We start from the raw sequence: 24,815 nt of genomic DNA on the forward strand, positions 1-24,815 counted from the left end.
TTTTATTTAGAGGAAAACGGGCGAGAAAGTCGGTTTGTAACTAGAAAAGAGGACGCGCGATGAGGAAGGAATTTAACCGCGTAATCCGCGGTTCACTTCTCTTGGAATGTGAGAGAGCGGGTACCTGGTTCGCACGCCCAAGCGGACTTGGGCGTGGCACCCGGATGATTGGGGTTGTTGGTGAGTGTTGGGCGTGGGGAACGGAATTGGTTGTTAGACGAACTGGCGGCAGACGGCTTCCAGGATGTCGGTAGCTTTATGCAACTGTTCGACTTCGATGAATTCGTCTTTGGTGTGGGCTTGGGTCAATGAGCCGGGGCCGAAGACGACGGAGGGGACGCCAATGGCGAAGTAGGCTGGCGAGTCGGTGCCGTAGGCTACCTGAAGAAAGTCGCTTGTTACGCCGAATTCTTTCGCGACACTGGCTATATGTTGGGCGAGTGCTTGATTCGACTCGGCCAGCGGGAGGCCGGGGGAACTCATGTACGGGGGATCGTGTTTGACCTTCTCGGGGTCGTCGATCTTGGCAGCGATGAAGTCGATCACTTCCTGGCGGACTTCTTCTTGTGATTCGCCCGGCAGCACGCGGCGATCGATTTCGATCGTGCAGCAATCAGGCACCGTGTTGACGCTTACGCCGCCGGTGATCGTGCCGACGCTGATCGTGGGCGGGCCGAGCGGGCCTTGGTCGGGGGCTTGGGCGAGAACCGTTTGTTCGTACTCGCGAATGATGTTCAGCACGTTGCCCATGCGGTAGATGGCGTTGTCGCCTACGGAAGGACGACTACTGTGGGCGGCCTGGCCGAGGGTATGACATCGCCAGCGAACGACCCCTTTGTGCGAGACGACCACGTTCATCAATGTGGGCTCGGCCACGAAGACGGCGTCTGGCAGCTTCGAGATCAATTTCGATTGACCATTCTTCCAGGTGCTGGCCAGGTGCCGCGCGCCGGTGAAGCCGCACTCTTCGTTGACGGTGCAGGCCACCAGGACGGTCGGCAGGTTGTTGCCTGGGTTCTCCTTCAACCGCGACAGCACCGCCAGGCACATGGCCATGCCTCCTTTGACGTCGCACGAACCGCGGCCGTAGATGCGGTTCTCGACGCGGGTACCGCCAAACGGAGAGATCGTCATCCCTTCGACCGGGACGGTATCTTGATGGGCTTCCAGGACGATGATCTTGTCGGACGAGCCTGGTAGGCAAGCAATGACGTTATCGCGCTGCGGGGCGACTTCGATCCGTTCGTACTCGACACCGATCTCTTGAAAGATCTGCTCCAACAGGTCTCCCAGGCGGTGTTCGAGTTGAATCTCTGGCTGATCGACTTTGTGCCCCATTGGGTTGACGCTGGGAACTTGCACGAGCCGCTGCGTCAGCTGGACCACATCCATGGTGAAATCCTTCGGATTTAGTTTGAAGTTTTCAGTGTTCAGTTTTCAGTGCAGAAACGCCAATTTTCTGACCTACTAAAAACGGAACACCGAACACTTAAAACTCATCATTGTCTTGTTTCCAGGTTTTCAAACAAGCATCCCACGCCGATTGTTACGCTGGTTTATAATACGAAGTTTGGCGAAATCTTGTTTGTTTCGTTGCCTAGTGCCCTGCGGATGTGAACTGGTGCCATCGATTCCCCGAAAACCGACGACGTTTCTGATTCAAGCCTTCGATCTTTCGGCATGGCCGGTCGTGTTGTTTGGGGAAGGGAATACGGTGCGTTACTTGAACCCAGCCGCCGAAAGGGCCTTGGGGACTCCGCGCGACGAACTGCTGGAGCAAACGGCCCGGTATCATGGCTTGGGACAATTGCCCAAGGCCTTGCAGCAGGTATCTGACCTGTGTCCCGCTTCCAACGTGTGGCTGGGGGAAGTGGCAACGCGTGAGATCACGCTGGCTGCCGGGGCCGACGCTGACGAAACGAATTGGCGAGGTATCTTCTACCCGATCACCGACGCACCAGACACCGAAGCGGTAGCGCTGGTTCGCAACGTGGTGGTAATGCTCGCACCGCCGGAGAAGTATCCGAACTGGGGTCCGCTACAGCCGCAGGAAGAAATTCATGCAACGCTCCAGGCGCTGCGTCACGAGTACCGCGGACGTTATTCGGTGAGTCACCTGGTAGGTATCAGCACGGCGATGATTCGCGTGCGGCGGCTGGTCGATTTGGCTTCGCAGTCGCGCGTGCCGGTGCTGGTGATCGGCGAACAAGGGACCGGACGCGAACAGGTTGCCCGCACGATCTGTTATGCCTCGCACCCCGGTCACGCCGGCCCAGTGATTACCATCGAAGGGGAGTTGATGGATGCCGAGATCATGCAGACCACGATCCGCGCGTTTGCCAATCGCTGCCAAGACGACGAGGACGCCGGCCATGCGTCGCTACTGCTATTGAATGCCGAGAAGCTGGACCTGGGCGCGCAGACAGAACTGTTGCACCTGTTGGACCTGGTGGGGATCGACCTGCGGATTCTTTCGACATCCCAGGAGTCGCTGTTGGAACTTGCGCGACGTGGGCAGTTTCGCGAAGACCTCGCGTTTCGGATTTCGACCTTAGAGATTGAACTGCCCCCGCTGTGCGATCGTCCGGAAGACATTCCGTACATTGCCCAGGCGGTGGTCGAAGAGTTGAACATTCCTTCCGATCGGCAGTTGCAATCGATCTCGACCGAGGCGATCGATCGATTGCAGCAGCAAGAGTGGCCGGGCAATATCGATCAGTTGAACGAGATGTTGACCGCGGCCCATCAGATTGCGACCGGGTTTACGTTGGATGTGACCGACTTTCCGGCGGTCGTGGCGCGGACACCGCAGAAGAAGATCGAAATAAGGGAGCCAGAGGTGGTGGACCTGGACGCGGCTCTGGAAGCGTACGAACGCGAGATTTTGGTGCGAACGCTCAAAGCGGCCAAGGGAAATAAGACCCAGGCGGCTAATATGCTGAACATTTCTCGTGCCCGGCTGCATCGGCGGATCGAGCAATGGGGGCTCGAATGAGTGGGGCAGGGGCATATCGTGTGGTTGTGGCTTTTGCCCTCGCTTTTTACGATGAATGAGGGTTTTCATGGATTTATCGGGCCGGTGTGTACTGTACGAACCTCAACCATGCTGGGCTCCCCGTTTACGGGTGCTCTCGCCGACCTCGACGGTTGGCCTGGTTGAAGTTCGCGTGGCATCCGAGGTCACCAAGCTCCTTACCGAGGAGAGCGGGCGACTGCTGATGGTTGCCCTGCATAGTTCGATGACGGCGGCTCAGGTTGCCGCTCGATTGCGTCAGGTGGCCTACGTTCGCCAGCGCTGGCCGGAGTGCCGTGTGTTTCTGCTTTTAGACGAGCGGATGGACGCATGGCATCGGGCATGCTGGGAGATGGGCAGTGGGTTCGTATTTATCGGGCCGCAATCGCTTCCGGTGATACGCCGCACGATCCAGCGGTTCCTGACGCAGCTGCCGGCCGCAGAAGAACAACCGGCGGCCGATCAGCACGATCCACTCGACTGGCTTCCCTGGTAACCCCGAAACAACCAATTCAACGCGCTTCCGGCAACGGTTATACGACCTTGCCCTTTGCTTCCGCTCGAAGGAGAGTTCTCCATGGCTGATGTCCAACAAGTCATCAAAGCCCTTGAAAGTATCAAAGACCCATACTCGGGGCGTTCGATCACGACGACCGACCAGGTCAAAGAAGTCGATGTGAACGGCACCAAGGCATCGTTCATCTTAGAGCTGACCACGCACAGTGCTCCGCTGTGGGAAGAAACGAAAGAGTTGGTCAAACAGCAGGTACTGAAAGAAGTGCCAGGGCTGACGGAAGTGAACGTCGAACTGCGCGAGCATCAGCGCAAGATCGAACCGATCGGTCAGATTGGTTTGACTGCGCGCAGCGTGATTGCGGTGGGCTCTGGTAAAGGTGGTGTGGGTAAGAGCACGGTCGCCTCGTGCCTGGCTTACGCGCTGAAGAAAGCAGGCGCGAAGGTTGGCTTGATGGATGCCGACATCTACGGGCCAAGTGTTCCGCACTTGTTAGGTGTCAGTGGTCGACCGGAAGTGATCGAGAAGCGGATCCAGCCGAAAGATGTCGATGGGATGAAGGTCATCTCGATGGGTTTGATCGTTGAGCCAGGTGAAGCGGTAATCTGGCGTGGTCCGATGCTGCATGGCGCGGTGACGCAGTTTCTGCGCGATACCGACTGGGGACCGCTCGATTATTTGATTATCGATATGCCGCCAGGTACCGGTGACATTGCGTTGACCCTCAGCCAACTGTTGCCACTGACTGGCAGCGTGGTGGTTTGTACGCCACAAGAGGTTGCGCTGCTGGATGCGATCAAGGCAGTGGCCATGTTCCGCAAAGTGAAGATCCCGGTTCTGGGGATGGTCGAGAACATGAGCGGCTTCGTTTGCCCCGACACCGGCAAGGAATGGGACATCTTTGGACGCGGTGGTGCCGAGCGCAAAGCGAAGGAGCTGGGCGTGCCGTTTTTGGGTGACGTGCCGATCACGATTTCGATTCGTGAGCAGGGGGATGCAGGAAAGACAAGTGAAGTCTTGCAGAATGCAGTGACCGCCCCGCGCTTCGAGCAACTGGCCTACAACCTGGTGAAACAACTGGCCGATTCGGCTGCCGAGAAGCCACCGATTCCTACGCTAACTGTTTTGTAGATAACGACTTTTCGTTATCTGATCGATGGGAAAGTAATCTTCTTTTGTTCCCTCTCCCTTTCTGTGGGAGAGGGCTGGTACCTGCTTCGCCCCCTCACCCTCACCCTAACCCTTTCCCCGCAGGGGCGAGAGGACCAGAATTGAGACCACCTTGGGCGAAGGGACAGGAAGCGGGGAATCCCATTCGGCGAGAGGGTCGATGGGGATCACAAGAAAATGTTAGAGCCGTCTTCTGAGTTAGAAAACGGCTCTGTCTCGTTGTGATCTTGCTGAGGGAAAAGCGAGACGGCTGTGGTCTTACTTTTCTTCGAAGCGAGTCAAATGACTACTACTTCTTGGCAGTCTTCTTCTTGACGGTCTTCTTGGCGGCCTTCTTAGGAGCAGCCTTCTTCACGGTCTTCTTAACCGTCTTCTTGGCGGCCTTCTTAGGAGCAGCCTTCTTCACGGTCTTCTTAACCGTCTTCTTGGCAGCCTTCTTAGGAGCAGCCTTCTTCACGGTCTTCTTAACCACCTTCTTGGCAGCCTTCTTTGGTGCAGCCTTCTTGGTTGCTGCTTTCTTAGGTGCCGCCTTCTTCACGGTTTTCTTCTTTGTGGCCACGTAAACGTCCTCCGTAAGATCACGTTGCGATTCGCTTGATGATGAAAACAAAGTCGAACCGATCGAACTTGTTCATCGCTGTGCGACGTTGCAACAAACTTAAAAATCTAGCCGGGCGCCCTGTGGGCAGTGCAGCTTCCGATGCAGCCCGGTGCCTTTAATAAGGCCATTCACAAAAGAAGCTGAGGTAAGTTGTACGTATATTCGTTTTTTTTGCAACACGTTTTCCACATCTCAACACGCGCATCTTGAAAGTTCTTTGAGAAAAAATGTCGGTCGCGTGAAGTAGAGTAACGCGCGCGGTTGTTGTTCGCGATCAACAAAACGCATTCGCGCGCATCGCGCAGCACGTTGCATCGTGCTTAGTACAACGCAACGGTAAGATGTTCGCCGCGCTGAATCACGGGCTGTTGTTTTGATTGCGAAACACCAAAGAGGGTGCGCTGATGAGGACGCGTCATCCAGTGTTTCATCTCATGAAAAAAGTTCGATCGCACGCGTGTGTAATCAAACGATGAATGACCCAGCGCGGTAAGAATTGTGTGCCACACTTCCGGCCGCTTGCGCGACTTCCAGTGAATGGGATCAAAGCCATACCACTCGGGTTTTTGCGGGATAAACGTGATGTCGTCCTCTTTGCCAAACGTTTGCAAGCGTTGGTCTAAATCTTCCGCGCGCTGCTGCACGGTGCTTAGTTCTAACGTCGATCCAGGGAACATCAACGTGCGTAGTGCGCGGAACTTGTAAGGGGCTAGATTGCGAACGCCGGCCAGTGGAATTCCTGTGATCGCGATGGGGCCTGCGGTAAGTCGCAATCGAATGATGCACTGCTCTAACCAATCAATTATTTGATCGACGGTGCGACTGTAGAGAAGGTCGTTGCCGATGTCGGTGATGACGCAACTTGTCTTTGCAGAGATTGCCCTGCTTTCCAAAGTAGGCCAAAGTTCGCTTTCTAAAATTCCTGGAAGTCTTCGAAAAAGAAATTTGGATTGCGTGCCGTAAGAGCGTCCACGACCGATCGCCGCGTAGACTTCTAAAGGTTTGGCAATCATCTGCGGAGCAACGTTGAGCAGTACCTCTAAACTCTTGGCAACGTTACTAGCGCCTAAGACGATCAAACGATGACGCTCGAGTTGGTTGCTCTCTTCACTTACCAAGGGTTGCCTCCGCTTCGATTCGATCCGTTTAAGTCTTGATAGTTTTGAATTGCCATGAACGCGAAGAAGATTGCGATGAACTTGCGGTCGTATTGAAAACCGAGGATGGCGACACCGATCGCACAGATCAAGGAAAGGACGAGCGAGTTGCGAATCGCTAATCCGCCATCGAACATTTGAAACAACTCACGCGAGATTTGACCTCCATCCAGCGGAAAAATTGGCAGCAAATTGACCAGGCCCCAGATGATGTTGAAGTACAGCATGAAATCCAGCCAAAGGGCGATGTAGGGATACGTCAGCAAACGATCGCTGGGATTCATGTTGTAGCCTGAGGGAACCATCGTTTCGCCAAAGGTGGTGACTTCATATTGGGCAAGTCCCGTGCCCCAAGTGATGGCAATGATCAGCGATGCTAATAGAAAACCTGCCCCGGGGCCGGCCAGGCTGATGATGATTTGTGTCCATTTGTTTCGCCGGCCCCGTCCAGGACCGAAGTTCGATTGGACGTAGGGGTTATGAATCGCCAGTCCACCAAACGAGTACAGCACGACACTGGGGGACCAGCCGTACCATTGAATGACTAGCGCGTGTCCCATTTCGTGAACCAAGATCGAGATCAACAAGGTCGCGACCCACAACACGACCGTCTTCGGATCGCTGCCATTGAATCCCAACAATACCGCGACCAACCAAAACATTGGGTGGATGCGAATGGGAATTTTGAACAGCGAGAAGTGGAGGTCGTACGGAGTGTGATTCGGTTCAGTCAGGAACATGCGGCGAGTTTTCTTCTTCGCAAGGAGAACTGGTCCATCGTCGCTAATGACTTACGCGTTGAATTGCGTCGATGGGGATCATGATTTGGGCATCTTAACGTTTTTCGTTGGCTCAATTGAATCCTGACCCAAAAAAAAGCCAGGCCACGAAAGAGTTCGCGGCCTGGCTTATGGATTCAAGCTTTGGCGAAGAACGAGAACTAGTCGTTCAGTTCAATGATATTCACGTTGCGCCATTTGATCTGCTTGCCAACTTTCTTTTCGTCGCCACCCACACCGTGGACCTGCAGGGCAATGAAACCTTCTGCGGTCATGTCGTCGGTCAGGTCAGCAGCAGGAACACCGTTGATCCAAGTCTTGATCGAGTTGCCACGGCATTCGATACGGTACTTGTTCCACTCGTTTTGCTTGAAAGCCTTTTGAGCTTCCGGCTTGTTCTTCAGGTCGAACAACCAGCCACGACGACCTTCGTCGTAGATGCCACCGCTCCAGGCGCGATCGGAAGGATCGATTTCGACCTGGTAACCATGCACGCGACCGGCACCAACTTTCACTTCTTTGCCTTCGCTGGTTTTGTAGGTCTTCGGCTCGTCGTAAACGTTGCTGCGGATCTGGATGCCAGAGTTCAGCAGCGGATCGACCATATATTCGACTTCCAGAATGAAGTCGCCGTACTTCTTTTCGGTGCATAGGAAGCTGTTGGGAGTCTTAGGGACCGAAGTACCGATGATCACACCATCTTCCACGGTGTACTCGGCCTCGCCACCATTCTGAACCCAACCATCCAGGTTCTCGCCGTTAAACAGAGGAACGAACTTCTCTTCGTTCTCGGCAACAACGGTACCGGCGGCCAGGAGCAACAGGGTGACGCAGGGGAGGGTGATCCAATGTCGGTTCATAGGGGAAATATCCTTACTGATCTGTTGGGGGATGTGCGAGGGACGAGGGTGCTAACCGAATTCAGAATAGTTGAGTTTCTATGCGGTGTCTATCCCTTGGCTTCTGGGGCAATAGGGGTGTTTTGCAAGGAAGATTCGTTGGTCTAGCCACTGAGAACACAGTGGTCACCGAGGAGAAGGAAGAGTTGTGACCACGAATCCCATAGATGAACACTGATAAGGGGGAGCCGGGGGCAGAAGAGCGTTTTTCGGCCCGGCCTTATTCATGCTGATGTGATGACGAGAAATCGATATCCGTGCTCATCCGTGAAATCCGTGGTTGTTCCCTCCGGATTCATCCCTGAACGCGTCTTGTTGGCGCGATTTCGTATCCATTTCACCTGAGATGCAGCGGGGGACTGGCGCAAGCAATATCTGGCTGTTTCTCGATTCTAGCTGTGCTATAGTGACCGGTCTTGCCTTAACTACTGTTCCTAATGATGTCTGCACTGGCAATGGGAAAGGGGTGATCAACGGAAACCCCGGAATTCGTATTGAATCGGCATGACTTGTTGTTCGATTCGCTACGCAGACATCGAGTAATTCCTACCTGGAGATACCCTCATGAAGTTGCGTTGGTTCAACAGTGGCGCGCTTGCCACGCTGATTGCATTGCTTTGGATTGGTTCCGCCCAAGCGGAACTGGCCCTGCCGAACTTGTTTACCGATCACATGGTGCTGCAGCGCGATAAGCCCATCTTTATCTGGGGCACCGCTGACAAAGGCGCGGAAGTTACGGTCACGCTGGGTGATCAGAAAACAACCATCACTGCCAACGACAATGGTAAGTGGAAGGCCGAACTGAAACCGCTGCCTGCGGGTGGCCCTCACCAGGTAGTTGTCCGCAGTGGTGAAGCCGAGAAGGTGATCACCGACGTTCTGGTGGGTGAAGTCTGGGTTTGCAGCGGCCAATCGAACATGCAGTGGGACGTGAACTCAGCCAACGATGCGGACATCGAAAAGCTGACTGCCAACTATCCACAGTTGCGTTTGATCAGTGTTCCTCAAGTCGGTACACAAGAGCCGCAAGACAACTTCAACGGCAAGTGGGAAGTGTGCACGCCTGATTCGGTGGGTAGCTTCTCGGCAGTTGGTTACTACTTCGGTCGTCAGCTTCAGCAGACGCTGAACGTGCCGGTTGGTTTGATCGACAACGCCTGGGGTGGTTCTTCGGCAGAAGCCTGGGTCGAACGTGATCTGCTTAAGAGCAGCGGCAAGTTCGACGAACTGATGGCACGCTGGGAAAAGACCGAAGCAACATACGATCACGAGAAAGCTCTGCAGCAGTACAAGCAGAACCTGGAAGCTTGGAAAGAAAAGGCCGCCCAGGCCAAGAAGGAAGGCAAGCCAGCACCCGGCGGACAGCCAAGGGCACCAGGCAACCCGCTGACCAATCAGCATCGTCCGGCGAATCTTTACAACGGCGTGTTGAATCCAATCATCGGCTACGGCATTCGCGGCGTGATCTGGTACCAAGGGGAATCGAACGCCGGTCGTGCTTATCAGTATCGTGAATTATTCCCAATGATGATTCAGAACTGGCGTGATAAGTGGGGCCAGGATGAATTCCCATTCTATTGGGTACAGCTGGCCGACTTCTTGCAAGAACGAGATCAGCCAGGGGACAGTGCTTGGGCCGAACTGCGTGAAGCACAGACGCTGACGCTGGACAAGCTGCCTCACACCGGGCAAGCGGTGATCATCGACCTGGGCGAAGCGGAAGACATTCATCCAAAGAACAAGCAAGACGTTGCCAAACGTTTGGCTCGCCTGGCATTGGCCAACGAGTATGGCTACAAGATTGTCAGCCAGAGCCCACGCTACAAGTCGATGAAGGTCGACGGTGGTGCGATCGTGTTAGAGTTCGACACGTACGGTAGCCAACTCGACTCGTTCGACACGCGGGCCCTCAAGGGCTTCACCATCGCTGGCGAAGACAAGAAGTTTGTGAACGCCTCGGCCACGATCGTCGATGGGACGCACGTTCGCGTTTCCAGCGAGGAAGTGAAAGAACCGGTTGCCGTTCGTTATGCCTGGGGTGATAACCCCGTCTCGAACCTGCAGAACACTCAGGGGCTGCCAGCGACTCCGTTCCGCACCGACGACTGGGATGGTGTCACGAAGAACGCCAACTAACGGCTTACTTCCATTGAGCTAGATCCATGATCAGGCCGCTGTTGGCAACGACAGCGGCCTGACTGGTTTCTTGGATTGATCTTGGCGTGATACGAGCGGTGTCGATAATCGGAGGCATTGCCCATGCACTATGCCTAACCGATTGACCGGAGAACGATCTATGCTGCTCTTTGCCCAGGCCGGCACCGACGAAAAGTTGCCGCCAGACGCGATTACTCGCCTGTCCGATTTTTATGACGAATCGATCAAGTTCGTCGTCGAGCAGGGACCCTACTGGATCACCAATGTGGTCGCGGCGATCGTGGTTTTGCTGCTGGGGTGGGTTGCTGCCCGGGTGTTTCGTAGTTTGTTCAATCGGGCACTGACCCGCAGCCGTATCGACGACACGTTGTCAGGTTTTCTTTCCAACATCGCGTACGCGCTGGTGATCGTCCTGGTGGTGATTGCGGCGCTCAATCAATTGGGCGTGAATACGACGTCGCTTGCGGCGGTGGTCGGGGCGGCTGGCCTGGCGATTGGTTTGGCGCTGCAAAGTTCGCTCTCGAACTTCGCTTCAGGCATCATGCTGATCATGTTTCGACCGTTTGGCGTAGGGGACTTTGTGGAAGTGGGGGGGGCGACCGGCATTGTTCAGGAAGTGCATGTCTTTCATACGGTGATGCGAACGGTCGACAACAAGCGAGTTGTCATCCCCAATGGAGAAATCACGAAAGACATCATTACTAACTTCACTGGGCATGCGACGCGGATGGTCGATCTGGAAATAGGCTGCGGCTACAACGACGACATTCGTGCCGTGAAACAGCTTTTCATCGAGATCTTGGAGGCCGACGAGCGAATCTTGAAGGACCCCGCGATTGAAGTGCGGGTGTTTGAGTTAGGGGACAGCGCGATCATTTTCAAAGTGCGTGGTTGGGTGCAAACGCCAGACTGGTGGGCAACGCGGTGCGATCTTATGGAGACGATCAAGCTGGGGATGGACCAGCGTGGTTTCCACATTCCTTTTCCGCAACGGGATGTGCACCTCTATCAAGAAACGCAGCAGTCGGCATAGCGACGGCCTTCCAAGAAAAGAAAAAGCGGTCACCGTCCTCTTGTCGGTAACCGCTTTGAACGTGGGGCCAAGGCAACTTGCCTGGTTTGCCTTGCTGGGGCGTGAAGTGTCCCTTCCTAGGCCACCGTTTCACGCACAGGTACGTAGTGTTTGTTGATCAGATCGTTTTGCAGCCACAGCAGCTTGTTGAATGCCCGTAGCGTTTTGACTTCTGTTTCCCGATCGAGTCCGAGCCCCATGATGGTGGCGATGAAAGCGTCGGAGACAAACCCCATCAAGGCATTCATCTGCACCAGCGGCACATCCAGGGCTTTGCTGCCGGCTGCTGGCGTATGGATTTTGCCGACCATGTCCAGATACATCAGCATCTTTTCGTCGTAGGGTTTGGTAACCAGAGCTTCCAAGTAGCGGGCCAGGTGCTGCTTGCGAAACTGGATCTGCTCGTGATCCATGGAAAGTTCTTCGACCGACGTGGGGACGTCCCCTTCGTAACCGAACTGGCGGGGAACGAAGTGTCGCCAAGTGGCATCGTAGCCGTGCAATTTGTCGTAAACGGCGTCGACCAAAGAAGGAACCAAGGGAGCAAGAGCCCCGGCGGCCCCGTGAATGGCTTCGATATCATCCCCACCAAAGCCCACAAATTCGAGCAAATAGCTGAAACGATAGGCCAAATCTGATTCTAAACGCGCTTCGTCGATCTGTTTCATAGCTAACCCAATCGAGTAAGGGGCAATCTTAGGCTAAACTGAATGGGGCGGTTTCAAATCAGGACACCAATGTCCTGTTTGATGTTGCAATCTACGATTCGAATAATTGGATGTCAATGTCCAGTTTGGCTCCAGGTGTGGGAAACCTATGTTTTCACAAACCGTTGAGTATGCGTTACGGGCAGTTTGCCACTTGGCCTACACAGCTCCGGGAAGTTCGACCACCGAAGAAATCGCCAACAGCACGAAGGTACCGATCGCGTATTTATCGAAAGTGCTGCAGGGATTGGTCCGCGCTGGGGTGGTGAAATCGCAGCGGGGGGTAGGCGGCGGGATCTCGCTGGTCAAATCGCCGGAAGAGCTGACGATTCTGGAAGTGGTTAACGCGGTCGATCCAATTGTGCGGATTTCATCGTGTCCGTTGGGCTTGAAGGCGCACGGCAATAACCTGTGCCCACTTCATCGCCGCTTGGATAACGCGATGGCCAGCGTGGAAGAGGCCTTCCGCGATACGACCCTGGCCGAAGTGATTGCCGAGCCGACAACGAGCATACCGCTGTGCGAGTTTCCATCCGCTCGGCCTTCGAATAAAAAACAGTAGCGCCAACCGCGCATAGAATAGGCCCGGCGAAGATCCTTCGCCGGGCCTCGTATCTTCTTAGCGAGACTTCTTTACGGGACGTCGCTGGGCGGCTTCATCCGCTTCGACGGCTTCCATTTCTGCCTTGATGGCCGCTTCTTCTTCTGCGGTCAGTTCCGTGACAAGTTCAGAGGGGGTGCTCGAACCGCAGCCGACCGTTGTCCACAGGCCAAGCAGCAGCAAAGAGAGCTTCAACAGTTTCATCGTACAACACTTCTTTCAATGGGGTTAAGCGGGAAAGTCCTCCTCGCGAGATGGTTTCTTCGCGAGGAGGTTGGCAAGTGAGGTAATCGGAATCGCCGGGTGGCTTACGGCCATTCAAAGACCTGGTGATCGTCCGACAGAGCCGCACGACGGAAGGTGTCTTTATCGACGGTGAAGGGAACCGAGCGAACCGAGCCGTCGGCCAGGCAGAAGTTGGTAACGCCCAGGTGAGACGAACCGAAGTAGGCGTGCCACTGACCGAACTCTCCGCCGTAGCTCAATGCACTGTTGTCGAAGACCCAAGTGCCGGAATCGTTTTTGTGCACCGATTGGATATCCGGAATTGGTGCCAAGCCGTGCGAGGTTGCGTCGTCGTTGTCGTAGAACGCGCCCCAGCGGATCACACATTGGTCCCAGCCAGCGTTGACGTAACGTTCGTTGTCGCCACCTTCGCTGCCGTGGGAATCAGGGTGAAGTGCTTTTTCGCCAACCATGATCGTGTTGGACGATCCGTCCTGAATACGTTCGATCACCATCTTCGTGCCGAGCTTGTTGTTCACAACAACCCCATGCTTACCAGGGCTTGTTCCTTTGTTGACGCCGTCGTCGTGCCATTCGCCTGCGTTGCCGGCGTAGTCGGTGCGGTAGTAACCGCTGTAGGCGGTCGGCGCGCGGCGGGTAGGGCAATAGAAAGCGGCAACCGGGTTGCGTGCCACAACGCTGGCGGAATTCGCCACGTCGTTTTCGTCACCCAGATCATGCAGGTTCGACTGTTCCAGGAACGGCATGATGTGGTAGGTCCAGTTCAGATAGTCGAGTTGCGAAGCGGAGCAGCAATCGTCCGAGGCACCCAGCGCGATCGCGCTTGTTTTATCGGCCCCACCAAACGGAAGGTGGCCGTAAGTGTCTTGGAAGTTGTGAAACGCGAGCCCGATTTGTTTCAGGTTGTTGGTGCATTGCATGCGGCGAGCAGCTTCGCGAGCTTGTTGAACCGCAGGCAAAAGCAAGGCAATCAAGATGCCGATGATGGCGATCACCACCAGCAATTCGACCAGCGTAAAACCAGTTCGAAAGGATGTGTGCAGTTTGGGAGTGTGGGACATGGACTTTGATAATTCCTGTACTGTCGCGATTGCCGATCCAAGTTGGTGTGAAAATCGTGTGGGCGGGGTGCCACGCGATCCTATGGAGAAGGGGGCAAGTCGAGACCGTTTCTTCGTGCGAGCTCAACCACGTTTCCCGGGTCCGTTCCCGGGAACTGGCTCGCATTGCCAGGAAAGCTAATTGGAGTTCGTGAAGGAAAAGTGAAGCCAAGAAGTGTGTGACTGTGAAGACATTTTTGTAGATCAATAGTAAAAAAAGTTTCCCTCATGGCAGGTGGTTGGACGCGTAGAACTCTCTGCAATGCGAAGCATTCTCTTTCATTTGCGCAGGGTAAGAGTTGGCGATGAAAGTTGCCCGCTAAGGGGGATGTATTCTTGATAGCGATGTTGGAACTCGTCGATCCCGTAGGCATATTTCTTACTTCTTGCGAACGCGAGCATCGCACGACTGGGGGAGATTGCGACAAAGGCCCCTTCCAACAGGGAGCAAGGTAATCAGCCTGATTCGTGCTGTACGAAATCCGTAATTCTTGAACGCGGTTTACCACATGCGTGGTGTTCTTGGATGCGTTGTTCGGTTGCCTGCTAGCAGAATCGTCGTGTCTAAGGGGTCTGGATAAGGTGTGCCGATTGGCATGTTCGAGGAGTCGACAATTTCGGGTTTCTCCAATGATTCCCATGATGCAAGCATGGAGAGTCACTGTGGGGGATGCCGAGAAATGAGTACAACGCCTGCGTTTGCGCATGGACGTATCGAAAACTCAAACGCTTGAATCGAATCAAGGACGTACTCATGGATTGCCGCACATGGATGGTGTCGCTGGCTGCCCTGATGGCCTCTGTGACCACGAATTCCGTGAGTCTGGCAGCCGACTGCGCTTGCGCTCCAAAGAACTGCCAGTGCGTCAGTCCTTGTCCCTCTTCACCATGTCAGCCGAGTCCTTATTATGAGGCTCCCAGCGATAACAACGCGAAGCCGCCGATGCTTCCCATGGATGACATGCCCATGGCGGACGACTTGACGCAGCCGGACGCGAATCTTCCACCGATGCCTTCGCCGGCGACCACCTTTGCCACATCCGCCCAGTTCGCTTCCGCATCGGAAGGAATTGGTTTCCGTGACGCCACGATTGGTGACTTCTTCGGCAACACGGCGCTTATTTCCGGTCCCAGCTACGGTAGTAGCCTGCCGGAAGATGGCTTCAATATGCCTCTTGGCGGTGGCGATCGTCGCTACAAGATTACCGAAAACGTAAGCCCGATTCCGGTTGATCGTTGGTTTGTCAACTACAACCACTTCAGCCAGCCCGTCCGCGATATTAGCGGTGCCGGTATCGACGTCGACCGCGTCACGTTGGGTTTAGAAAAGACCTTCCTCGACGGGTCGTCCTCGATCGAATTCCGTGTGCCGATTGTTGGTGGTCTCGATTCCACTCAAAATGCGAGTCAGTCGGGAGATCAAACGGCCGTTGAGTTTGGCAACGTGAATCTGATCTTCAAGAGCATCTTGCTGCAAAACGGTAACCAATCGGCTTTGACCGCGGGTGTTACTTTGAACTTGCCAACCGCCCAGGATGGTCAGCTATTTGATACGTCCGGATTTTTGGTCTCAACCGTGGCTAACGACTCGGTTCACTTGCTGCCGTTTGTCGCCTACTACCGTCAACATTCGTCGCGCACGTGGTCGACCGCCATCGCCCAGGTCGACTTTGACCTGAACGGGACTCAGTTCTATCTCGACGACGACGGTGGCACTCGCACCTGCTACGGGCGTTACCAGGAACAGACCTTCCTGTACCTCGACTACTCGGTGGGGCATTGGTTCTACGAAGATTGCTGCGGTAACGCACTGGTTCGCCGGGCAGCCGTCATTGGTGAAATTCATTATTCGACCACCCTCAACGATACCGACACGGCCAGTGCAGGCCCTTCGGGCGATATCGTGACCAACCCGTACAATCGACTCGATGTGGTCAATGCGACAGCCGGTTTGCGTTTCCAATTGGGAGACGACTACTTGCTGACGGCGGCCGTCGTGGCTCCGCTAAAGGATGAAGAGAACAAGCTGTTCGACAGCGAAATCGCTATCCTGCTGACGCGTCGCTTTTAATTCGCGTTGTCTAGAAACTATCTCCGCCTTGGCGGGCATTGATCGCCGGCGGAGTGATATTTTCCTTTGACGTTTGTCGTTCTAAAACCGTCGGAGGATCCTCTTCTTCAATCGGCGGTGCAACAAGTCCCTGGTTGGCCAGGTAGCTTGAAATCAAACGTTGGACCGACCGATTGTGGCGGACGAACAACCCGCTATGGGTCGCATCGGCGAAGAGTTCCTGGTCACTCCAGCTTTGCGGCGCGATCGTCTGTTTCAGTTGCTGGGCAATGCGGACAAAATCTTCGCGTGAGAAATCCCCTTCGCGAGATTTCTCGGGGGCATACGCCATCACGATGATGCTTTCGTCTTCATGCGTTTCCGGCACACTCGCAGGCGGACGGGAAGGGGCTGGCATCGATTGCACGACGACGGTTGCCGGCTGGGTGAATGTCACTTTGGGTTTCGCTTTGCGGACTTGTTCCAGCAGTTCTGCCACTTGGCGATGCACATCCCGCAATTGCGTGACAACCAAACAGTCGGCGTAGGGGAAAGAAGCCAACGACCCAGGACCGCCGAGTTCTTCCCACGACTCCGCTTCCACGGCGGTGGTAATCGCCTGGATCAAATCATCGAATTCCAGCGTCACGCCCCGTTTGGTGTTTTCTCTTTGTGTGAAAGCATTGTAGCGCACGAGATCCTTGACCGGATAAAGCATGGATGGTAACTCGCTTTCGGCTTCTTCCGGGGTGGTGACGATGACGACTTCCCCAATAATCATCGTCGTTAGATCGAGCCTCTCCAGCATGACATCGAGCATGTAGTCGATGCTCACGTCACCAAGTTGCAGAGTAACCGGGACATCAGGCGATAATCCGACATCTTCAAGTGCTCGGTTGTCGATCAGAATGGGAATGCGGCCGAAATTGGAGATCGCGGTAACCGCGTTTCCCAGTTCGGCATCGGTCAGCGTGATCGATGTTTTGACCTCTTGAAGTCGCTTGGCCAATCGTTCGGACTGTGCGGAGTGAGGGGAGATCGAGATCATTGCCGGCAGATCATCTTGGCGAGGCGATTTCTGTACCCGCCGCAGCGCCGCGAAAAGTCCTTGGATCAAGCGGTGGTTCTGATACGTCTGAGTAATGATCACTCCGTTGCGAAGATGAACGATGCTGGCAGGCCCACCAAGTTCTTCCCATGATTCGGGTTCAACGCAGCAGGTGATCATCTCGATTAAGATGTCGTAGTTGGGATTGGGATCGTTGAAGATGTCTTCGACCGCATAAAACTTCGCCCGGAGGCTCGATTCTTCTTCCTCCGGCGAGGTGATCAAAACGCTGCCGGTATCCATCATGTAAACGAGGTCTAACTCCTTAAGCATCAAATACAAGAGAGTTTCCGCGGCGACCTCGGGAAGATTGAATGTGACTGGCGTGTCCGTGCTGAGCCCGACATCTTCGAGTGCCCTCTCGTCGATACGCATGGGAATACCTGTCCGCTGCGTGATGACCCGCGTCACCTGATCCAGCGGCATATCGACAACCTGCAGTCCCAGCCGCGCGGCTTGAACTCGCTTCTCCATGGCCTCGATCTGCTGATACACGGTTGAACCAGTATCGGGTGGTACCAAGCGAGTAGGCTCGTCCTGACGTGGCCCGCCAAACTGAGCCATTGCTGTGCTACACGAGAAAACAACAATCAGGCAAGCGAACCTTGCATAGCAACGAAGGCAACCGGCAACAGCTGGCGTGGTGGGCATGCGACTTTCCAATATCCTCTTAAAAGACTCCGCCTGGCTGTTGAACGGGACCAGGCGATTGCTGGGATTGCGGCAAGGGTGGTTGATTCCCGGTGCCTGGGTGGTTTGGCCAAGGCTGAAGCTTCGATTCGTCTGGCCCCAGATGCGACCAGAAGCGGCTGATTTGCAACTGAACGTCTCGTCGATGGCGGACGATTAAGCCATCTTGGGTGACGTCGATAAAGTGGGTGTCCTGGTCCCAGGTTCCTTTGCCGAACAGCGTCTGAATTCGACCGGCAATCGTTGTCAGATCGTCTTTGCTGAGCTTGGGCTTTCCTTCACGATCTCGTGGCACCGTGTAGAACATGATGAAGTCGGCCTCGTCGGCCTTTTGGATCTTTGCGGCAAGGTCCTTCAGGTCGAGCGGCTTTTGTTGACTGCGAATGGTCTGCAGGAGTCCGGCCACTTTCTGATGGACTTGCTGTGTCTGCAAGATCACCAGGCAGTCCGACTCTTGGAAGTAGGCGATTGCCCCGGGACCGCCTGACTCCTCCCACGAATTGGGTTGAACATGAATGGCAATTGCCTCGATCAGGTATTCCGGGTCGCTGGGAAGTTCGGGGATCTCCCAGGCATGCAGGCTATCGCTATGCCACTGGGGGTAATACCCAAAGCCTCCGCCGTAGGATCGAGGAGAGATTCTCGATGTTGCATCGATCAGTGTTTTGACTTGGGGGTCGGCCGGGTTCAAGCCGTTCCAGGTCAAGTCGCGAGTTGGATAGACACGCACCTCCAGTTCGGTCTCTTCCTCTTCCGACGAGGTGATCACAACGACTTCCCCCACGGCGTACCAGGCCATTTCATACTGTTCGGCCAGGACGTCTAACGCGTGGTGAAGGCTTGTTTCGCCAAGCGACAGGTCGATTAATGTCTCGGGGCTAAGCCCAACATTGTCCAGAGCCCTCCGGTCGATTAAGAATGGCGTGGAAGATTGATGCTCCAGCATTTTGACCACGTCGTGAAGCGGCTGCTCTTTTATTTCCACGTCGAGCTTCACTTGACGCATTCGATCGTGAACGGCAGCCGATGCGAAGCCAGTGGGAGAAGCGAATAACGCCTGGGCTGGATAGCCTTGTGCCGGTAACTTTTTCGCTTCCCGCAGCGCGGCCAGCAGGGCCTCGATCTTTTGATGCACTGTCAGCGTTTGACACAGGATGACCCCGTTTTGATACGGTACGGTCGATGAGGGACCGGACCCTACATCCCATGATTCAGGATCGACCGTGGTTGAAATCAGCTCGATGATTGCGTCGTAATCACGATTGGGACCAGGGATGATCTCTTCGATGTTGTAGAACCGGGCCCGGACGTTCTCTTCGGCTTCGTCCCATGTGGTAAAGACGATTCCGTCCGCTTCGATATCGTACGTTAGGTCCAATTCTCTCAGCATCATGCGCAGCAGAGTTTCCGTCGGTACATCCGGTAACCGAAAGGTGACCGGCGTATCAGGTGCGAGGCCAACATCTTCAAGACCACTGCGGTGAAGCCGAATAGGAATTTCGATTTGAGCCGATAGGATCTTAGCGACTTCAACCAGCGGCAGGTTTTTTGCATCGAGCGTGGCTCGGCTGGTTCGCAGTTGGACTTCGATCTTGGCGATTCGCTCTGCCTCGGTAAGTGCCGACGGGGCTGGCGTGATTTGAATGTGCGTTCCCTCTGCGGAGTTCTCTTGTTGACCCAAACAGGCGGTCGGCAGCAGTAGGAAGAACAGTAGCGGGATCGGAAATCGAATCACGGCAGCGTGAGTCAGCTTCGAGAACATAAGGAATGCCAGTTAGGAGTCGAACGAGAAAGAGGTCCAATGACACGCAAGTTAAAAGAACCCACCCTGTTGGCCGTCTTGAGGAGGCGTAAACGAGGATCCCATTCCGCCAGGTTCCTGGGTGGCTGGCGTCTGTGACTTGTCCGTTCCGGTATCTCTTTTGTTCTTCGCCGGGACAGGCAGGCCGATGCCGATTTGGTCTAAGAGTTTTGCGATCTTCTCTTGCGTGTTGCGCTCGTGGCGGACGATCAGACCACCTTGGGTAGCGAGGATGAAATGGGTGTCATCACGCCAACTGTCTGGTTCGATCAGCTGCTGCATCTGACGACCGATCGCCTGGAAGTCTTCGCGAGTCAAATCGGACGGCGTGTCGGTTATCTGGGACGGCATGTAACGCACCGTGAGGACTTCCTGGCCGAGCTTTTCGATCTGCTGTGCCAATTTTGTCTTATCGGTCGGGTTTTGCTGCGAGCGGATTTCCGCGAGCAACTCGGCAATCTCTTCGTGAACCTCGCGGGTCTGTTGCACCACCAAACAGTCGCAAAGCGGATAATTGGCGATGGAGCCTGGTCCGCCGAGTTCTTCCCACCATTCGGGCCGAACCGAGGAGGTGATCGACTTGGTTAAATTATCGTAGTCAGGCATCTCTGGCAGAACATTCGAATTCAAGTTGGTCCGCCCGAGGGGGTGGTCATTTTCTTGGGAAGCAGAACGCGTCACTTCCCACAACTGCGTGCGAAGTTTCGGATCGCTAACGCTGAGCCCGTGCCACACGAGATCGCGTACGGGATATAGGCGGATTTCCAACTCGCGTTCGGCCTCTTCATGCGACGTCACGATGATCATCCCACCGATGACATACCAAGAGAGTTCGTGCTGCTGAGAAAGAATGTTAAGCGTTTGTCGCAGGGTAAGGTCTTTGGCCGTAACATTGATGGGCTGGTCGGTGGCTATGCCAATTTCGGCGAGGGTTTCCTTGTCGAGCAGGATGGGGACTTCGCTCGTCTTGGCCAGGAACGCGGTCACGTCTTCCAATGGCAAGTCGATGAAATCGACCGTGATCTTGACCGAGTTCAGCTTCGCTTCGACATCCGCCGTTTGTTCGTCGGGAGGAAAGGCGGACAAGGCCTGGGTCGCGTACGAGTCGCTGGACAAATTCTTCACCTCACGCAATCGGGCGATGAGGCTTTCGACCTTGCGGTGGGCCTTGTTGGTATGATCGACGATCAAGCTGTTCTGAAAGTGGGTAATCGAAGCCGGGCCGCCCAGTTCTTCCCACTGGGGCGTATCGACCGAAGTGACAATCACGTCGATCAAATAATCGGGATCCGATTGGGGGCCGACGTTGATCAGATCCCCCACCGGATAAACCCGTCGAACCATATTCGCTTCGGCGGCATCCCAGGTGGTCACGACGACACCGGTCGAGTCGATCCGATAAGTAAGGGAGATCTGGCGTAGAAGCAGTTGCAAAAGTGTATCGGCGGCGAGTTTGTGGGTCTCGAGAGTAAGCTCCGCATCGCTATTCAAACCAACTTCATCCAACGAACGGTGATCGATACGAATGGGGACGTCAATTTGCTCTGAGATAAACTGTAAAGCATCTCGGAGCGGCGTATCGATGACGTTGATATCGGCTTTCGTGGTCCGCAGTTTCTTTTGCCATTTTTGCGCCTCGGCAAAGGAGGTTTGCGAGGCCTGATGCGGAATGATTTTGATGGGGCGAAGTGCATGGCCTGCTTTGTCCTCAGCCATCAATCCAGTCGCAGCCAGAGCTATCAGAAGAGTCGTCCCAAGAAACGCGCGCATCGTAAACTCCTCATTTCGGAGCAGGGGGTAGGTGGAGGTACGGTATTACCCTAGCGGAGGGGAGGATGGCGTGCAATGATTTGGTCTGATTTGTCTTATAGGTAGGAGATTAAGATCGCTTGCCGTTGATGGTGATATCGCCCAGGCGAGGCTTACCTTCGTCTGGTACGAGGACTTCAATGCGTATTTTCTCCCACTGCCCCTCGGCGAGTTCCTCCTCTCGCACGAAGGTCAAGCGGCGATGCCTGTCGGGAAAGTCTTCGCCATATGCGAAGTCTTCGATCGTGAGTGGAGCAGCTTCTGGCAAATGCTGCTGGAGCCCCTTGTTGGCCAGCGGAAGTTGCCGGGCAATCGCTTCTTTGCCACCAGCGCGGACCAGATAAATCAGATCGGTGTAGGTTTGCATTACCTGGAGGTAACGTTGGATCATGAGATCTTGATTCGCGCTGGAAGAGGGCCAACCGTATTCGCAGGTCAGCGTGATCGGCTTCTGGGCGTCGCGTACGAGAAAGCAATCTTGGCTGCCATCCCAGCGGTTCGGTTCACTATTAAACCAAGGGCCGGCAATTGTTGGCAGATCGATGTCTGCGAGAAGCACCTTTCGCAGCGACTTGACTTCTTCCTCGGATAGTTTCAGTTGTGATTCGCGCTGTCGGTTGTCTGGCGGTACAATCGCTGTCCCATCTTTTAAGACACGTATCCGGTAGACCGGATCGGTTCCGCCAAACTTGACCGAGCCGAAGTGAATCCAAGTCAGCAGGTCGCCGTCTCGCTTGGCCCCGACCATGGTGTCGAGCGGAATGACGATCACGTTCTTCTCGCCGACCGGCTCCTGGCCCTGAAGCAACAGCGGCGTCAGGAAGCCAAAAATGACCCCTGCGAGCGCGTAGCGGTAATCCATAACAAGATTCCTTTAAGGTGGAAGCGACAACCTAATTGGTGCTGGGGACTCACTTTAAGTAGGACGATTAGAAGTTCGGTTTGGTTCTGACAAGGGTTGAAAAACGTTTTGCTTGTCATATTAAAGATCCCACGGCATAATCACCTTTTCGACCATGTCGCGCTTTTTCTTATACGGGATGATATCTCGGGAAAGTAAGGCAAATAGTTTGTTTTTTCATGTTTTCAAATCGGCTCGTAGGGGTGTTTTTCGCATTGTGGCTGGCATGTTGCTGGTGGCTTGGGTGGTCGCTGCAGGGCACGCGGCAACCGACGCGGAACTACAAAAAGCGGCCAGCGGTGAGAAGCTTACCGAAGACGAATTTGTCTCGGTGAAGAAAGCGGTCATTAAAGAGGCCAAGTCCGGTTTTAAGTCAACCGGCGCGATGCAGCAATTGATCACCAAGTTGAAAGATGCCCCGCCGGTCGAGATCGGTCCAGAGAAGGAGAACAAGTTCCAAGTTCTGGAACATCCGATGATTGCCTTGCGGATGATCGTCGAAGCGGAACTGGCCGGCAGCGTGCTTCCGCCGGATCAATTGAAGAAGCATCCATCGGCCGACAAGTTTCCTGGGGCGATCCATCGGGCCATCAAACCGGAGGCCCATTTTTGTGAGATCGATGTGAACTCGTATCGCTGGCAAAGCACCGGACTTTACGCGCCGCCGGGGGAAGTCGTGCATGTCATGATTCCGGAAGAGTACGTCGATGCAGGTTGGAAACTGCGGATTGGTGCCAACAGCACGACCATCGATATTCCCAGGCACAACAAGCTGAATCGCTTTCCCCGAATCGACCGCGTTTATGATCTGAAGAAGCGGACGACCGAGGTTGCCTGTTCGTTTGGTGGCTTGCTGTACATTGAATTGCCCACGCCCAGTGCCAAGACGTTTCTGGCCAAGCACAGCGACATTTACAACCTGGTCGATCACTACGATGTACCGCCAAAAAAGATGGTGCAAATCCGGTTCTCGAATGTGGTGCTAGCTCCGCGTTATGTGCATGGCGAAACCAACGTGCAAGAGTGGCGAGCCACCATTCGCAGCTACCCGGCACCCTATGCCGAGATCGGCAGTGACAAGGTGATTTTCACGTTGCCATCGAAGTTCGTCCGCCGACTTGATACGCCAGACCTGGCCATGGAAAAGTGGGACGAGTTGATCGATGCCATGAGCGAGCTTTCTGGCCGACCGAAGGATAAGCCTTTTCCACACCGCTTTTTGATCGATGCCCACGTGAACTGGGGCGCGGCGTTCGCTGGATATCCCATCAATGCCCCGCTTGGCTGGGCGGAAGCGATCGTCCGTGGAGAGCCTGAGTGGGGACACGCCCACGAACTGGGGCATCTGCATCAGCATCGCGCTTGGACCTATCAAAGCACCAGCGAAGTCACCGTCAATATCTTTGCCGCGTATGCACTTGAGAAGATCTATGGACACCCTCACGAGCGTGCTACGCGTGAGTCGGTGATCGAAAATGCTCAGCGTTACCTGAGTCGTCCAATCGAAGAACGAAACTGGATGACGGTCAACGGTGCATTGTTCGAACGATTGGCCTTCTACACGATGCTGTCGTACGAGTTCGGCTGGGAGCCCTTCAAGCAGGTCTTTCGCGAATACCGAGAGCTGCCGCTCGATCAGCACCCTAAGTCTGATGTCGACCGAGCCAGCGACTTTCTCATCCGCATGTCACGGGCTACCAATAGTAACCTGGGCCCTTACTTCACTGAGTGGGGCGTACAGGTGAACGACTCGGCCCTGGAAGAGGTCAAATCTCTTCCGGCATGGGAGTCTCCCATGATGAAGCAGGCCATGGCAAAGGCTCCGTAGCGAAAGCCTACGAGTTCAACGTTCCCTTGGTGCTCGGCACGCCAGGGGAACGTGGGTCGAGCTCCACTGCCATCCGCAAGCTTCGCGCGGCGCACTTGAAGATCGCCTCGCTGATGTGGTGGTTGTTGCGGCCGTAGTGAATGTTCACGTGGAAGTTGCACAGGGCATTGGCGGCCAATGCCTGCCAGAAGTCTTCGACCAGTTCGGTATCGAACTCGCCGATCTTCTCGGTCGTGAATGGAGCGTTGAAGACCAGGTAGTACCGGCCACTCAAGTCCCATACGGTGCTGCACAAGGTTTCTTCCATCGGCAGCGTGAAGTGACCGTAGCGGCGGATTCCCTTCTTGTCGCCAATTGCCTGGCGAATGGTCTGGCCGATGCAGATACCGGTGTCTTCCACCGTGTGATGCTGATCGACGTGCAGGTCACCGTTCACTTCAACCGACAAGTCGAAACACCCATGCCGCGTGAAGAGCTGCAGCATGTGATCGAAGAATCCCACGCCGGTGCTGCCGGAGAAGTTACCGGAGCCATCGAGGTTCAGTTCAAGCTTGATTTGCGTTTCGGTCGTGTCGCGTTCGATTTTGGCGGTGCGGGTCATGGGCGAGCGAT

General features: G+C 54.9%; 21 protein-coding genes. 8 read left to right on the forward strand and 13 right to left on the reverse strand.

Annotated features, from left to right (window positions below; genetic code table 11):
• Positions 1-213 precede the first annotated feature (213 nt).
• A complete protein-coding gene (locus tag C5Y96_RS19520; RefSeq protein WP_105356839.1) occupies positions 214-1,392 on the reverse strand; it encodes a M20 family metallopeptidase in 1,179 nt (392 codons plus the stop codon).
• Positions 1,393-1,621: 229 nt separating this feature from the next.
• Here C5Y96_RS19520 and C5Y96_RS19525 point away from each other — a divergent pair, with 229 nt between their 5' ends.
• The 3 genes from C5Y96_RS19525 to C5Y96_RS19535 all read left to right on the forward strand — a co-directional run bounded on the left by C5Y96_RS19525 (position 1,622) and on the right by C5Y96_RS19535 (position 4,658).
• Positions 1,622-2,995: a sigma 54-interacting transcriptional regulator gene (locus C5Y96_RS19525; protein ID WP_146115736.1), complete on the forward strand. Its 1,374-nt coding sequence runs from the start codon at positions 1,622-1,624 to the stop codon at positions 2,993-2,995.
• Between the two features lie 67 nt (positions 2,996-3,062).
• Positions 3,063-3,509 (forward strand): hypothetical protein, encoded by a 447-nt coding sequence (locus C5Y96_RS19530; protein ID WP_146115737.1) that lies wholly within the window; start codon positions 3,063-3,065, stop codon positions 3,507-3,509.
• An 81-nt stretch (positions 3,510-3,590) separates the two neighbouring features.
• Positions 3,591-4,658: an Mrp/NBP35 family ATP-binding protein gene (locus C5Y96_RS19535; protein ID WP_105356847.1), complete on the forward strand. Its 1,068-nt coding sequence runs from the start codon at positions 3,591-3,593 to the stop codon at positions 4,656-4,658.
• 328 nt (positions 4,659-4,986) lie between these two features.
• Here C5Y96_RS19535 and C5Y96_RS19540 read toward each other — a convergent pair whose 3' ends face one another.
• The 4 genes from C5Y96_RS19540 to C5Y96_RS19555 all read right to left on the reverse strand — a co-directional run bounded on the left by C5Y96_RS19540 (position 4,987) and on the right by C5Y96_RS19555 (position 8,094).
• A complete protein-coding gene (locus C5Y96_RS19540; protein ID WP_199188748.1) occupies positions 4,987-5,256 on the reverse strand; it encodes a hypothetical protein in 270 nt (89 codons plus the stop codon).
• Between the two features lie 362 nt (positions 5,257-5,618).
• Positions 5,619-6,416 carry an SGNH/GDSL hydrolase family protein gene (locus C5Y96_RS19545; protein WP_105356849.1) on the reverse strand — a complete coding sequence of 266 codons (798 nt, stop codon included), beginning with the start codon at positions 6,414-6,416 and terminating at the stop codon, positions 5,619-5,621.
• Positions 6,410-7,195 (reverse strand): site-2 protease family protein, encoded by a 786-nt coding sequence (locus C5Y96_RS19550; protein ID WP_105356852.1) that lies wholly within the window; start codon positions 7,193-7,195, stop codon positions 6,410-6,412. Before C5Y96_RS19550 ends, C5Y96_RS19545 begins: the two co-directional genes overlap by 7 nt.
• A gap of 200 nt (positions 7,196-7,395) precedes the next feature.
• Positions 7,396-8,094: a DUF1080 domain-containing protein gene (locus C5Y96_RS19555; protein WP_105356854.1), complete on the reverse strand. Its 699-nt coding sequence runs from the start codon at positions 8,092-8,094 to the stop codon at positions 7,396-7,398.
• Between the two features lie 603 nt (positions 8,095-8,697).
• On the opposite strand from C5Y96_RS19555, the gene C5Y96_RS19560 reads away from it, so the two are divergent.
• Complete coding sequence (locus C5Y96_RS19560; RefSeq protein ID WP_105356856.1) at positions 8,698-10,269, forward strand: sialate O-acetylesterase; 1,572 nt, start codon at positions 8,698-8,700, stop codon at positions 10,267-10,269.
• A 160-nt stretch (positions 10,270-10,429) separates the two neighbouring features.
• Positions 10,430-11,323 (forward strand): mechanosensitive ion channel family protein, encoded by an 894-nt coding sequence (locus C5Y96_RS19565; protein ID WP_105356859.1) that lies wholly within the window; start codon positions 10,430-10,432, stop codon positions 11,321-11,323.
• A 116-nt stretch (positions 11,324-11,439) separates the two neighbouring features.
• Here C5Y96_RS19565 and C5Y96_RS19570 read toward each other — a convergent pair whose 3' ends face one another.
• Positions 11,440-12,030, reverse strand: a complete 591-nt coding sequence (locus C5Y96_RS19570; protein WP_105356861.1) for a protoglobin family protein — start codon at positions 12,028-12,030, stop codon at positions 11,440-11,442.
• A 148-nt stretch (positions 12,031-12,178) separates the two neighbouring features.
• Between C5Y96_RS19570 and C5Y96_RS19575 the strand changes: the two genes are divergently transcribed.
• Positions 12,179-12,631: an RrF2 family transcriptional regulator gene (locus C5Y96_RS19575; RefSeq protein ID WP_105356863.1), complete on the forward strand. Its 453-nt coding sequence runs from the start codon at positions 12,179-12,181 to the stop codon at positions 12,629-12,631.
• 57 nt (positions 12,632-12,688) lie between these two features.
• On the opposite strand, the gene C5Y96_RS19580 is transcribed toward C5Y96_RS19575, so the two are convergent.
• Positions 12,689-12,874, reverse strand: a complete 186-nt coding sequence (locus C5Y96_RS19580) for a hypothetical protein (protein ID WP_105356865.1) — start codon at positions 12,872-12,874, stop codon at positions 12,689-12,691.
• A gap of 104 nt (positions 12,875-12,978) precedes the next feature.
• Positions 12,979-13,977 (reverse strand): DUF1559 domain-containing protein, encoded by a 999-nt coding sequence (locus C5Y96_RS19585; RefSeq protein ID WP_105356867.1) that lies wholly within the window; start codon positions 13,975-13,977, stop codon positions 12,979-12,981.
• A gap of 1,006 nt (positions 13,978-14,983) precedes the next feature.
• On the opposite strand from C5Y96_RS19585, the gene C5Y96_RS19590 reads away from it, so the two are divergent.
• Positions 14,984-16,087, forward strand: coding sequence for a hypothetical protein (locus C5Y96_RS19590; protein WP_146115738.1), 1,104 nt, complete (start codon positions 14,984-14,986; stop codon positions 16,085-16,087).
• 10 nt (positions 16,088-16,097) lie between these two features.
• Here the strand turns inward: C5Y96_RS19590 and C5Y96_RS19595 are convergent, their stop codons facing one another.
• The 4 genes from C5Y96_RS19595 to C5Y96_RS19610 form a co-directional block, all read right to left on the reverse strand.
• Positions 16,098-17,696 (reverse strand): hypothetical protein, encoded by a 1,599-nt coding sequence (locus C5Y96_RS19595; RefSeq protein ID WP_146115739.1) that lies wholly within the window; start codon positions 17,694-17,696, stop codon positions 16,098-16,100.
• Between the two features lie 148 nt (positions 17,697-17,844).
• Positions 17,845-19,626 (reverse strand): hypothetical protein, encoded by a 1,782-nt coding sequence (locus C5Y96_RS19600; RefSeq protein ID WP_105356874.1) that lies wholly within the window; start codon positions 19,624-19,626, stop codon positions 17,845-17,847.
• Positions 19,627-19,677: 51 nt separating this feature from the next.
• Complete coding sequence (locus C5Y96_RS19605) at positions 19,678-21,435, reverse strand: hypothetical protein (RefSeq protein ID WP_105356876.1); 1,758 nt, start codon at positions 21,433-21,435, stop codon at positions 19,678-19,680.
• Between the two features lie 109 nt (positions 21,436-21,544).
• A complete protein-coding gene (locus tag C5Y96_RS19610; RefSeq protein ID WP_105356878.1) occupies positions 21,545-22,336 on the reverse strand; it encodes a hypothetical protein in 792 nt (263 codons plus the stop codon).
• A 265-nt stretch (positions 22,337-22,601) separates the two neighbouring features.
• On the opposite strand from C5Y96_RS19610, the gene C5Y96_RS19615 reads away from it, so the two are divergent.
• Positions 22,602-24,203, forward strand: a complete 1,602-nt coding sequence (locus tag C5Y96_RS19615; protein ID WP_158261327.1) for a M60 family metallopeptidase — start codon at positions 22,602-22,604, stop codon at positions 24,201-24,203.
• A 7-nt stretch (positions 24,204-24,210) separates the two neighbouring features.
• Here C5Y96_RS19615 and hisB read toward each other — a convergent pair whose 3' ends face one another.
• Positions 24,211-24,804, reverse strand: a complete 594-nt coding sequence (gene hisB / locus C5Y96_RS19620; protein ID WP_105356882.1) for an imidazoleglycerol-phosphate dehydratase HisB — start codon at positions 24,802-24,804, stop codon at positions 24,211-24,213.
• Positions 24,805-24,815: the final 11 nt, after the last annotated feature.

Source organism: Blastopirellula marina (assembly GCF_002967715.1).
Classification (GTDB): Bacteria; Planctomycetota; Planctomycetia; order Pirellulales; family Pirellulaceae; genus Bremerella; species Bremerella marina_B.